Here is a 13,053-nt window from a genome sequence, read left to right as displayed (position 1 = left end):
TCCTGATAAAACACCAACCCTTAAATTAGCTTGGCTAATATAATATTAAAATCATTAATTATACTTATTTAGATAAACTCTTTATCTTTCACTCTTCTGAGAATTTATTGGTTATTTTGAAGTGAGGTGAAGTGTGAGCTTGTGGGTTCTATTGCAAGGGTTTGGTTTAGGGGCATCAATGATCATTCCGATCGGCGCACAAAATGCGTATGTCTTAAATCAAGGCATAAAGCGCAATCATCACCTGACGACTGCCACTATTTGTAGCATCCTAGATATGATCTTCATTTCTCTAGGTATCTTTGGTGGTGGTGCGATTTTGTCTCAAAATGAAATCTTGCTAACATCGGTGACGCTTGGTGGTATTGCCTTCCTGAGTTTTTATGGATTACTGTCACTTAAGAGTGCGTTTAAGTCAGACAGTGACTCAGAATCAAAAGGTGAAGTCGTCGCTCGTGGTCGTCGAACGGTCATATTAGGTGCGTTAGCCGTCACAGTACTTAACCCACACTTGTACTTAGATACAGTCGTTATTCTGGGCTCTATTGGTGGGCAGTTTGAAGGCCATGACCGAATTGCTTTTGCACTAGGTACGATGATGGCTTCCTTTGTTTGGTTCTATACCTTGTCGATAGGAGCCGCAAAACTAGGCCCTACCCTATCAAAGCCAAGAGTGAAAAAAGGCATCGACATCGCGGTCGCAGTAATGATGTTCACGATAGCGTATATTTTAGCTAGTGAACTTATTGAAAAGTACTGGTAATCAACAGGACAACAAAGACATGGAGTCACTAAAGCGTATCTATGATATCAATAGAGAGCGACTCAACGCGCTCTCTATTCCTTTTAGGGAATGGCAGCATGAAGCCATCTTAGACTTTGACACGGATATAAGAGTTGCGTCCGAGCTTGGATGGACAGGCACGCACACCAAAAGCCTCTTCTTAAAACTTAAAGGACAAGGCTACGCAATTTATCTAACAGAAAAAGACTCTCGCCTCGATGCCAAACAAATAAAAGCCGTCACAGGTAAACGCCCATCAATTTGTGACGACGATGAAATGGTCGAAGTGTTAGGTTGTTTGCCTGGAGCGGTATGTCCGATTGGCTTACCTGAATATGTCACGCTCATTGTTGATACAACCCTGTATCAACACGAAGAGTTGCTCTACACGCCAGGATTGCCTGAATTCACCTTTGGCTTTGCAGGTAAACATCTAAAACGTCTATTGCTTGCCGGTAATCACATTCTTTATGAGATATAAAAAAGCGAGGCCAATTGGCCTCGCTTTCGAATATCTACCGCTTGTATTAAGCGTCGATTTTGTTCAGATGAACATCCATTTGTGGGAATGGAATTTCGATACCATTTTCATCCAATGCTTCTTTAATACCTTGCATTGCATCAAAGTATACGCCCCAGTAATCTGCAGTTTTCACCCATGGGCGAACCACAAAGTTTACTGAAGAGTCTGCCAGCGTAAGTACGCCGATTGTGATATCAGGATCTTTCAAGATACGCGGATCTTTTTCTAGCGTCTCGCGAATTACTTTCTTCGTTAGTTTAAGATCCGCTTTGTATGACACACCAATCACTAAGTCGACACGTCGTGTTGCATGACGAGAGTAGTTAGTAATTGCACCACCGATTACTGACGAGTTAGGCACAACAACCATCTTGTTGTCTGGTGTTTTTAGAACAGTTTGGAAGATTTGAATTGCTTCAACACTACCCGCTACACCGCCAATTTCTACGTAGTCGCCAGATTTGAATGGACGGAACGCAACAATGAGTACACCAGCTGCAAAGTTTGATAGTGAACCTTGTAGCGCAAGACCAACAGCAAGACCTGCCGCACCGATTACAGCCACAACTGAAGCGGTTTGAACGCCTAATCGACCAAGAGCGGCGATAAGTACGATTACAAATAGCAAGTAACGAACAAGACCGTGAATAAATTCAACGACAGCCTTATCCATGTTTTTCTTTTCTAGTACTTTAGAAACACTACCAGCGACTGCTTTAACGATAATATTACCGATAAACAGAATAAGCAGCGCAGAGATAATGTTCACACCGTACTGAACCAGTAGATCTGAGTTGTTTGTCAGCCAAGTTTCAGCCTGAGTTAGACCATCCGTTAAAGTGGTATCGATACCCACCGATTCACCTGCCATAATTCTTATCCTCAAAAATAAAGATATATAAATCCAATTGCCGTTAATTTATGAACCTTGTTTTTTAAAGGCTCTTTTCTAAAACAACATCCCTATTGCCCCACTGAACAGTGTCAGATTTTTGGCACAATATCCCAACTTTGACTTTTTTCAAAGTCAGAGTTTCGCAAAGATATGCAAAACAAGACTTTATCAGAGTTTTCTGATATTGGCTTGTTACAGGTTACGCAATGCACTCTTATTTCGCCACTCCTATGACTGATATTCCTATGCTTTTATTTAAAAACGTTAAAGGGGGAACATCCCACCAGAAAATACAACCTGACGCATAAAGATATCAATAGGAAAACAGGGAAAGAAACATAGGGGCAAAATGATAGACATAAAAAAACCCGCTCAAAAAGCGGGTTTTTAAGTAACTTAATCAGTAACGATTATAGTACGTCAACTGCGTTTAGGTCAGCAAATGCTTGCTCTAGACGAGCTACCATTGAAGCTTGACCAGCACGTAGCCATACGCGTGGATCGTAGTACTTCTTGTTTGGTGCATCTTCACCAGTTGGGTTACCGATTTGACCTTGTAGGTAATCGTGGTTTTCAGCTTCGAACTTACGGATACCATCCCAAGTTGCCCACTGTGTATCAGTATCGATGTTCATTTTGATAACACCGTAACCGATAGACTCACGGATTTCTTCTAGAGAAGAACCTGAACCACCGTGGAATACGAAGTTTAGAGAGTTCGCTGGAAGACCGAATTTCTCAGAAACGTGCGCTTGAGAATCACGTAGGATAGTTGGAGTTAGAACAACGTTACCTGGCTTGTACACGCCGTGTACGTTACCGAAAGATGCTGCGATAGTGAAACGGTGGCTGATTGCGCTTAGTTTCTCGTATGCGTATGCAACGTCTTCTGGAGAAGTGTATAGCTCAGACGCATCCATATCAGAGTTGTCAACGCCGTCTTCTTCACCACCAGTACAACCTAGTTCGATTTCTAGAGTCATGTTCATTTTAGCCATGCGCTCTAGGTACTTAGCAGAAATCTCGATGTTCTCTTCTAGAGACTCTTCAGAAAGGTCGATCATGTGAGAAGAGAATAGTGGCTTACCAGTTTGCGCGAAGTACTCTTCACCAGCGTCTAGTAGACCGTCGATCCAAGGAAGTAGTTTCTTAGCAGCGTGGTCAGTGTGTAGGATTACTGGTACACCGTAAGCTTCAGCTACAGCGTGAACGTATTTCGCACCAGCAACAGCACCTAGGATTTGAGCTTCTTGACCTTCAAGTTTTAGACCTTTACCAGCAAAGAAAGCAGCGCCACCGTTAGAGAATTGAACGATAACTGGAGCTTTAACTTTTGCAGCTGCTTCAAGTACTGCGTTTACAGAGTCAGTACCCACACAGTTTACTGCTGGAAGTGCAAAGCTGTTTTCTTTTGCAACTTCAAATACTTTCTGAACGTCATCGCCAGAGATAACACCTGGTTTTACGAAGTCGAAGATCTTAGACATGGATGTAATCCTATTTATCTGTCGTTTTTAAACAAAACTTGTTAAGTTGAAAATCTTGCAAACGTTTGCTCACAACTGAGGCTATTCTAGCAGAGTTCCTCACACGTTGCAGCAAACAAGAAAGCGGGAGAATCACTCCCCCGCTTTGCTTTAATTACTTAGCGCGTGCTTCTAGCATTTCTACTGCTGGAAGAACTTTACCTTCTACGAACTCAAGGAAAGCGCCACCACCTGTAGAGATGTAAGAAACGTCAGCTTTGATACCGAACTTGTCGATAGCTGCTAGCGTGTCACCACCACCTGCAACAGAGAAGCCTTCAGATGCTGCGATAGCTTCTGAGATACCTTTAGTACCTGCTTCGAAGTTCTTGAATTCGAATACGCCTACTGGACCGTTCCATAGGATAGTCTTCGCGTTCTTAAGGATTTCTGCTAGTTCAGCTGTTGAATCTGGGCCAAGGTCGAAGATCATGTCGTCGTCTTGTACTTCAGAAACGTGTTTAATTTCTGCTTCTGCGTTTTCGTCGAATGCTTTCGCACATGCAACGTCAGTTGCTACTGGAATTGCACACTCATCCATTAGCTTCTTAGCAGTGTCTACTAGATCCGCTTCGTATAGAGACTTACCAACGTTGTGGCCAGCAGCTGCGATAAATGTGTTAGCAATACCACCACCAACAACTAGTTGGTCAGCGATTTTAGATAGAGACTCAAGTACAGTTAGCTTAGTAGAAACTTTTGAACCACCTACGATAGCAACCATTGGACGAGCTGGGTTGTCCATTGCTTTACCTAGTGCTTCAAGCTCGTTTGCTAGAAGAGGGCCAGCACAAGCGATAGGTGCGTGCATACCAACACCATGAGTTGACGCTTGAGCGCGGTGAGCCGTACCGAATGCATCCATTACGAATACGTCACATAGTGCTGCGTATTTCTTAGATAGCTCTTCGTCGTTTTTCTTTTCACCTTTGTTAAAGCGAACGTTTTCTAGAACAACAAGTTCACCAGCGTTTAGCTCTAGGCCATCTAGGTAGTCTTTTGCTAGCTTAACTTCACAATCTAGTGCGTCGTTTAGGTAGTTAACAACTGGTTGTAGAGAGAACTCTTCAGCGTATTCACCTTCAGTTGGGCGACCTAGGTGAGACGTAACCATTACTTTAGCGCCTGCTTCTAGGCAGTGCTTAATAGTTGGAAGAGATGCGATGATACGTGCATCTGAAGTTACTTTACCGTCTTTTACTGGCACGTTTAGGTCAGCACGGATAAATACACGTTTACCTGCAAGATCCAGGTCAGTCATCTTGATTACAGACATGATGTGTCCTCTCAAATATTGATAATTAAAGTTTTTGAAAACTCGGCAACCCTGCCAAGCCTGTTAATTCTTCAAACTGGTTATAGATGATATGGAGATATCATGGATTTATTTCAAGGCTTGAAATAAAAATTCTCCATCACTTCTTCGTCATTACTGCTCCACTTGAGAAGAAGCTTGCATTGCTAAGGCAGTATCCAGCATCCGGTTAGCAAAGCCCCATTCGTTGTCGCACCAAACGAGCATTTTTACGAGTTGCCCGTTACTCACTCTAGTCTGGCTTCCATCAACAATCGCACTATGGGGGTCGTGGTTAAAGTCGATGGAAACGAGTGGCGATTCAGTATAGTCAACAATGTTACGTAATGTACACTGAGATGCGTTAACAATGGTTTGATTTACGTCATTAACTTTCACATTTGTATTAATTGTGACACTTAAATCCATTGCGGTGACGTTAACGGTTGGGACACGAACAGAAATTGCTTCGAATTTGTTGGAAAATTTCGGGAAGATTCTTTCAATCCCCTTATGCAACTTGGTGTCAACCGGAATAATAGATTGGCTCGCTGCGCGGGTACGGCGTAGATCGTTATGGTACGCATCGATTACTTGCTGATCGTTCATGGAAGAGTGAATCGTGGTTATGGTACCGGACTCAATACCGAAGGCTTCGTCTAACACTTTAATGATGGGAACGATACAGTTGGTGGTGCAAGAGCCATTGGAGACAACACGGTGTTCGTCTTTCAGAGTTCCGTGGTTCACACCATAGATAATCGTATTATCTATGTCGTTTGCGCCCGGGTGTGAAAACAGCACTTTCTTCGCGCCAGCTTCTATATGCGCTTGCCCATCGGCTTGTGAACCAAACACGCCAGTGCAATCCAAGACAATATCGACTTCTAAATCACGCCAAGGAAGTAGTTCGAGTTCAGAGAGGTGAAGAATGCGAATAGAGTCATATTCGCCGCTGTCATGATGAACATGCAAGTGTTCTTGGTCGTGGGAGATTTTTTTACCGAAGCGACCATGACTAGTGTCATATTGCAGTAGGTGCGCCATCGCTTCTGGCTGCGCTAATTCGTTAACCGCCACAACCTTGATCTGCTGATGTTTTCCGCTTTCATATACGGCTCGCAGAACATTACGACCTATACGTCCAAATCCATTGATCGCAACCTTTAGCATTTATCCTTCGCCCTACCAAAAATTTCGTGTCACAGATACTACCTGATCAGGCTCAAAAACGCACCTGTTGAATCATAGTAAAGCAGGATTAAAAAAGGCCGAGACAATGCTCGGCCTTATTACAACAATAATTAAAATGCGACGTCTAAACCTAACCAGTAGCGACGACCATCTTCGACATATCCGTATTCTTCGTAACTGATTTCCTCATCCAGCAAGTTATAGATCGCGCCTTTAATACGAGTATTATCGGTTAACTGGTATGTCACACCAGCGTCCACAAAGGTATAAGCAGGCTCTACGATACTGTTTCTTGATGGGCCAGTAACCTGATCCATTTCTTTACCTCGGTAAGTGACTTTCGCCCAGCTTTCTAGATCTGTTGTTGTTTGCCAAGTTACATCCACATTAAACAAATGCTTTGGTAACTGCTGCAGCGGCATGCCTTTGTATTCACCTGTTTTTTGCTCTGAGTCGGTAAATGTGTAGCTCGAGCTGAGGTAAATGGTTTCCGTTAATGGCGATGCTAAGGTCGCTTCAATACCTTGTGTGACCGCTTCGTCCACGTTAATGCGGTAAGTTGGATCTGCACCCCATTGGTTTGGTCCATCTGTACAGATGGTATCTGGACAAACAACACGTGTGATCTTGTCTTTGAACTCATTATGGAACGCAGTCAAAGAGACATCTAAACCAGAGTCACCTTGATACAAGACACTGATTTCTTTGTTTAGCGACGTTTCAGGATCAAGGTCTGGGTTACCGTAGATATTACCGCCGCCACTGACTTGCGCCCAACCAGGAGTAATTTCACGTAATTGCGGAGAACGGAAACCTGTTGCCACGCCACCTTTCACAGTCCAAGATGGGTCAACTCGCCATACACCATAGACACGCGGACTAAAGTGCGCACCATAGTTTTCGTCATGATCTAGACGACCACCAAGCGTAACGCTAAACGGATCGGCGATTCTCCACTCATCTTCAATGAAAACAGCCCACTGCGTATTCGATGTTTCGGTCTTCGATGACGCTTTGTTGGAGGTAAAATCCTCAAGCTCTGCATGAGTGGCGTCCACACCAGTCGTCAGCGTATGGTTTCCAATTCCAGTCACTAAGCTCGACTTGAATGTGGTGTTGGTGATCGTCATCTCGCGAGATTTGTTTTCGCTCTCTTCACGTTGTAAGTAAGTATCTGAGATGCCAACCGAGTCCCAGTCGCCATTGTGACTTAGCGTTACATAATTACGACGATATTCGTTGAGTGAATCCTCACAACCTCTTCGGCAACCCGTCATTGGTACGGAAAGGCCAACGTTACCGCGACGACTTTGTGCCGATGTGCCACCCTCTAGTTGCACAGAATGGCGGTCATTAATCTGGTAGGTCAGTTTTGAAGAGATACTTTGCATATCTTTATCTTCATAACCGTATTCAATATCGTCTTCTTCTCTTGCGGTATACTGACCGTATACTTGGAGAGATAGATTTTCGGCTAGCGGCCCATTGACGAAGAAATTCGCGCTCTGCTCTCCGCCCGAGCGACTGTTTTCTTGCAGAACCGTGCCTAGCTGAACATTACCTGTCCACTCCATCGCGTCTTTTCGCGTGATCACGTTAATTACACCACCAATCGCATCAGAGCCATAAAGCGTCGACATTGGACCACGGATAACTTCAATTCGCTCAATCGCTTGAAGAGGGGGTAACCAGCCTTGTTCGATACCAGGGCCGTCACTATTTGGGCGAGTTTCACGTGTGCTTTGACGTTTACCATCGACCAGTATCAAAGTGTATTTAGAACCCATACCACGGATACTGATATCGGTAGTGTCACCACCACCTGTTACGACGACACCAGGCACACTTTTTAGTGCATCAGTTACATCGCGGTAATAACGAGAGTCCAACTCCTCACGTGAAATCACACTAATACTTGCAGGCGCGTCCGCTTGAGATTGCTCATAACTTGATGCAGTTACAACCACTGTTTCCATTTTAGAAACCGCATCATTGGCAAACACATGAGGGACACTGACGAAGGCTAAAATACCAGTTGCAGTAATAACCGGCAGTCTAAGAGTAGACATCTACATCTCCATAATTGATAATGATTATTATTTTCGAAAGTGAATTATTCACAAATAGAATGAGATGCATAGTAAGAGTTATGGAACGGTTCTTCCCATTTATGGAACCCGTGCATAACGCAGTAAGGAGTTAATGAAATATGCACGACTTAGCATCAATTCGAGCCTTTGATGCGCTCAATCAGCATAAGAGTTTGACCGCCGCTGCAAAGGCCCTTAACCAGCCTAAATCAACGCTGAGTCGTCGCTTAGCACAATTAGAAGAAGATTTCGGTCAGGCTCTAACCGCAAGACAAGGTAACCGATTAGTTCTGACAAGAGCGGGAGAAATTTTTGCCCACTACAGTCGCCAGATTCTTGAGCTCAGTGAAGAGAGTTATGACGCGCTTCAAGGTTTAACAAACCAAGTTTCAGGGCCGCTGCATATTGTTTGTCACACAGCATTAGTTAGAAGTTGGCTAGGTGGTGTGCTCAACGGTTTTCTTGCCGATAATCCTGACGTTAGGGTTCAGCTTACCAGTGACTTTTCTGAAGCGCACCATGACCCAGATTTGTTCATCTGGCTCGGTGAGCGTAAAGATCTCGATTGGCGCAAAGAGGTATTAGGCTCATTTCGTTACACGCCCTTTGCCTCTCCAGCTTATCTTGAACAACACGGTTCGATCCTGCACCCCAAAGAGCTTGAAGCGCATCCGTGGATCGATTTTGGCTCGGTACAAGAAAATGGATTGATGCTCACACACCCTCAACACGGTGAGTTCTTTTTAGAGCCATTTGTGAGTCGCTTATACAGCGACAACATCGCAATGCAGATCGACAGCATCGCGAATGGTCATGGTATTGGACTGCTGCCAACTTGGACAGCAAGCGGCTACGAGAAACATCATCCGGGTCGAATCACACCTTGCTTAGAAGGTTGGCTTTCAGAGCCCATCTCCATTAACTGCTATACGCCTGCAGGAAGACCACCACTGCGCTTATCCGTACTTTTAGACTGTATTCACCAAAGCATTCCACAAGGTTGGAAAACCTGACAAAAAACAAAAAAGGCCATCGCAATGATGGCCTTTCCAACTTTAGTATCTAACAGTCGTCCTTTACGTTCGACTATTGAGACAATCTAGCAATTACGCTAGCAATTCTTTTGCTGTGTTCACTACGTTTTCAGTCGTGAAGCCAAACATCTCGAATAGCTGACCAGCAGGTGCAGATTCACCGAATGTTGTCATACCGATGATGCGACCGTCGAAGCCAACGTACTTGTACCAGAAATCAGCAATGCCCGCTTCAATAGCGATACGTGCCGTTACGTCTGATGGCAGTACAGCTTCACGGTAAGCGGCGTCTTGTTTGTCGAATGCATCTGTTGATGGCATTGAAACAACGCGTACTTTCTTACCTTCTGCCGTTAGTTGAGTCGCAGCTTCTACTGCTAGCTCAACTTCAGAACCTGTTGCGATAAGGATTAGCTCTGGCTTGCCTTCGCAATCTTTCAGGATGTATGCACCTTTCGCGATGTTCGCTACTTGCTCAGCTGTACGATCTTGTTGCGCTAAGTTTTGACGAGAGAAGATAAGTGCTGTTGGTGCATCTTTACGTTCAATCGCTAGTTTCCATGCTACGGCAGACTCAACCTGGTCACATGGACGCCATGTGCTCATGTTTGGCGTTACGCGTAGAGATGCCATTTGCTCAACAGGTTGGTGAGTTGGGCCATCTTCGCCAAGACCGATCGAATCGTGCGTGTACACTTGGATGTTCTGAATTTTCATCAGCGCAGCCATACGCATTGCGTTACGAGCGTATTCCATGAACATTAGGAATGTTGCGCCGTAAGGAACGAAACCACCGTGCAATGCGATACCGTTGATGATAGCGGTCATACCGAATTCACGTACACCGTAGTGGATGTAGTTGCCAGAGAAGTCATCCGTTTCTAGAGACTTAGAACCAGACCACATGGTTAGGTTAGAAGGCGCTAGGTCAGCAGAACCACCCATAAACTCAGGAAGCATTTGACCAAACGCTTCTAGTGCATTTTGCGATGCTTTACGTGATGCAATGTTCGCTGGGTTTGCTTGAAGATCAGCAATGATTTGGTTCGCTTTTTCTTCCCATTCCGCTGGAAGTTCGCCGTTTAGACGACGTTTAAGCTCTGCTGCTTCTGCAGGGTAAGCTGCTGCGTATGCTTCAAACTTTTCATTCCAAGCCGCTTCTTTCGCTGCACCTGCTTCTTTTGCGTCCCACTCAGCGTAAACATCTGCAGGGATTTCAAATGGACCGTACTCCCAACCTAGGTATTCGCGAGCCGCTTGAATCTCATCGTGACCTAATGGCGCACCGTGACAGTCGTGCGAACCAGACTTGTTAGGAGAACCGAAACCGATAATTGTTTTAGTACAGATTAGAGTCGGACGAGGATCCGCTTTAGCCGCTTCAATCGCTGCGTTGATTGCTTCAGGATCGTGACCGTCTACCGCTGGGATTACGTGCCAGCCGTAAGCTTCGAAACGCTTAGGTGTATCGTCAGAGAACCAACCTTCAACGTGACCGTCGATAGAGATACCGTTGTCATCCCAAAACGCGATCAGTTTGCCTAGACCTAATGTCCCAGCAAGAGAACATGCTTCATGCGAGATGCCTTCCATTAGACAGCCGTCACCCATGAACACATACGTAAAGTGGTCAACGATGTCGTGACCTTCTTTGTTGAACTGTGCCGCTAGTGCTTTCTCTGCGATAGCCATACCAACAGCATTAGTGATGCCTTGGCCAAGAGGACCCGTTGTTGTCTCGATACCAGGCGCGTAGCCGTACTCTGGGTGACCTGGGGTTTTTGAGTGCAATTGACGGAAGTTTTTCAGATCATCAATAGATAGCTCATAACCGCTTAAGTGCAGTAGAGAGTAAATAAGCATTGAGCCGTGACCGTTTGATAGCACGAAGCGGTCGCGGTCGGCCCACTCTGGGTTTGATGGGTTGTGGTTTAGGTGAGAGCGCCAAAGAACTTCAGCGATATCAGCCATACCCATTGGTGCGCCTGGGTGGCCTGAGTTAGCTTGTTGAACACCATCCATGCTTAGAGCACGAATTGCATTGGCAAGATGTTTACGAGACGACATGTCTGCTCCTGAGTACATTAAGCGAAACGAAAAGTAGGTCATAATTCTCTCAAAGCCCTGTTAGGTGTGCAAACGTTTTCCAGTCCAAAACCTCACAAATATTGCACCTTTCGCGCCAAATCGTTCGAAGTTCTTAAAATTATCAATAAATCAGGCAAACGTTTGGTTATAACAAAAACCAAAAAAGAGCTTGTAATTCGAGCAATCAAATTTAGAATAGACGTCTAGATGTAGATACACCTACAAAAATTAGTATTAATTTGCGCTGGAGAGTTTATCATTCCCCAGTTTTAAACCAGATATAGTGGAGCTAACATGGCTAAGCACCTGTTTACTTCTGAGTCAGTATCAGAAGGTCATCCAGATAAAATTGCAGACCAGATTTCTGATGCGGTTCTTGACGCGATTCTAGAGCAAGATCCAAAGGCTCGTGTTGCATGTGAGACTTACGTTAAAACCGGTATGGTAATGGTGGGTGGTGAAATCACGACTTCAGCATGGGTAGACATCGAAGAGTTAACTCGTGAAACCGTTCGTGAAATTGGCTACGTACATTCAGATATGGGCTTTGACGCAGATTCTTGTGCGGTACTAAACACAATCGGTAAACAGTCGCCAGATATCAACCAAGGTGTTGATAAAGCTGACCCTAAAGAACAAGGTGCAGGCGACCAAGGCATCATGTTTGGTTACGCTTGTAACGAAACTGAAGTACTAATGCCAGCGCCAATTACTTACTCTCACCGTCTTGTTCAAAAGCAAGCAGAAGTTCGTAAAAACGGCACACTACCTTGGTTGCGCCCTGATGCAAAATCTCAGGTAACATTCCAATACGATCAAGGTAACATCGTTGGTATCGACGCGGTTGTTCTTTCAACTCAACACTGTGATTCAATCTCAACTTCAGACCTGCGTGAAGCGGTAATGGAAGAGATCATTAAGCCAGTGCTACCTTCTGAGTGGATCAACAAAGAAACAAACTTCTTCATCAACCCAACTGGTCGCTTTGTAATCGGTGGTCCTATGGGTGACTGTGGTCTAACAGGTCGTAAGATCATCGTAGATACTTACGGCGGCGCAGCTCGTCACGGTGGCGGTGCGTTCTCTGGTAAAGATCCATCAAAAGTTGACCGTAGTGCAGCATACGCAGCACGTTACGTAGCGAAAAACATCGTAGCGGCTGGCATGGCTGACCGTTGTGAGATCCAACTTTCTTACGCAATCGGTGTTGCGGATCCAACGTCTATCATGGTGGAAACGTTCGGTACTGAGAAAGTATCTCACGACATCATCATTGAAGCAGTTCGTCAATTCTTCGACCTACGTCCATACGGCCTACAAGAAATGCTTAACCTTCTTCAACCTATCTACAAGAAGACAGCGGCTTACGGTCACTTCGGTCGTGAAGAATTCCCGTGGGAAGCGACAGACAAAGCTGCACTTCTACGCGATTTCGCTGGCATCAAATAATCAAGCCAAGCAAGAATCAATCAAGCCCTCGCCTATGGCGGGGGCTTTTTATTTTCAGCAACGTTTATCCAGCCATTTCGACTAATACCGCCCCGCCTCACGAAGTAGTCGTGTTTTTCCCTCACTTTTATACCGAATAAATTTTCAGCAATTATTTGTAAATTATCCCATCTCCG

At 44.9% G+C, this 13,053-nt stretch carries 10 protein-coding genes; 4 read left to right on the top strand and 6 right to left on the bottom strand.

Annotated features, from left to right (window positions below):
- Positions 1-133 precede the first annotated feature (133 nt).
- Both L3V27_RS17415 and L3V27_RS17410 read left to right on the top strand, forming a co-directional pair.
- A complete protein-coding gene (locus L3V27_RS17415) occupies positions 134-763 on the top strand; it encodes a LysE/ArgO family amino acid transporter (protein WP_065646102.1) in 630 nt (209 codons plus the stop codon).
- 19 nt (positions 764-782) lie between these two features.
- Positions 783-1,265: a YbaK/EbsC family protein gene (locus L3V27_RS17410; RefSeq protein WP_046875105.1), complete on the top strand. Its 483-nt coding sequence runs from the start codon at positions 783-785 to the stop codon at positions 1,263-1,265.
- A 46-nt stretch (positions 1,266-1,311) separates the two neighbouring features.
- Here the strand turns inward: L3V27_RS17410 and mscS are convergent, their stop codons facing one another.
- From mscS to L3V27_RS17385, 5 genes are all read right to left on the bottom strand, one after another.
- A complete protein-coding gene (gene mscS / locus L3V27_RS17405; RefSeq protein ID WP_005393946.1) occupies positions 1,312-2,178 on the bottom strand; it encodes a small-conductance mechanosensitive channel MscS in 867 nt (288 codons plus the stop codon).
- A 434-nt stretch (positions 2,179-2,612) separates the two neighbouring features.
- Entirely contained in the window at positions 2,613-3,689 is a 1,077-nt protein-coding gene (gene fbaA / locus L3V27_RS17400) for a class II fructose-bisphosphate aldolase (protein WP_005393947.1), read from the bottom strand.
- Positions 3,690-3,843: 154 nt separating this feature from the next.
- On the bottom strand, positions 3,844-5,004 hold the full coding sequence (locus L3V27_RS17395; protein ID WP_005393948.1) for a phosphoglycerate kinase: 1,161 nt from the start codon (positions 5,002-5,004) through the stop codon (positions 3,844-3,846).
- A 153-nt stretch (positions 5,005-5,157) separates the two neighbouring features.
- Positions 5,158-6,195, bottom strand: a complete 1,038-nt coding sequence (gene epd, locus L3V27_RS17390; RefSeq protein ID WP_104970964.1) for an erythrose-4-phosphate dehydrogenase — start codon at positions 6,193-6,195, stop codon at positions 5,158-5,160.
- 131 nt (positions 6,196-6,326) lie between these two features.
- The gene (locus tag L3V27_RS17385) at positions 6,327-8,285 is read right to left on the bottom strand and encodes a ligand-gated channel protein (protein WP_237312400.1); all 1,959 of its coding nucleotides are present in this window, start codon (positions 8,283-8,285) and stop codon (positions 6,327-6,329) included.
- A gap of 140 nt (positions 8,286-8,425) precedes the next feature.
- Here L3V27_RS17385 and L3V27_RS17380 point away from each other — a divergent pair, with 140 nt between their 5' ends.
- Complete coding sequence (locus L3V27_RS17380; RefSeq protein WP_006743086.1) at positions 8,426-9,319, top strand: LysR family transcriptional regulator; 894 nt, start codon at positions 8,426-8,428, stop codon at positions 9,317-9,319.
- 93 nt (positions 9,320-9,412) lie between these two features.
- On the opposite strand, the gene tkt is transcribed toward L3V27_RS17380, so the two are convergent.
- Positions 9,413-11,407 carry a transketolase gene (gene tkt / locus L3V27_RS17375; RefSeq protein WP_005393956.1) on the bottom strand — a complete coding sequence of 665 codons (1,995 nt, stop codon included), beginning with the start codon at positions 11,405-11,407 and terminating at the stop codon, positions 9,413-9,415.
- A 315-nt stretch (positions 11,408-11,722) separates the two neighbouring features.
- On the opposite strand from tkt, the gene metK reads away from it, so the two are divergent.
- Entirely contained in the window at positions 11,723-12,877 is a 1,155-nt protein-coding gene (gene metK / locus L3V27_RS17370) for a methionine adenosyltransferase (RefSeq protein ID WP_005381027.1), read from the top strand.
- Positions 12,878-13,053: the final 176 nt, after the last annotated feature.

It is taken from the genome of Vibrio sp. J2-3(2022) (assembly GCF_021725735.1).
In the GTDB taxonomy this organism is placed as follows: Bacteria; Pseudomonadota; Gammaproteobacteria; order Enterobacterales; family Vibrionaceae; genus Vibrio; species Vibrio diabolicus.
This window is presented reverse-complemented; position numbering and strand designations above follow the sequence as displayed.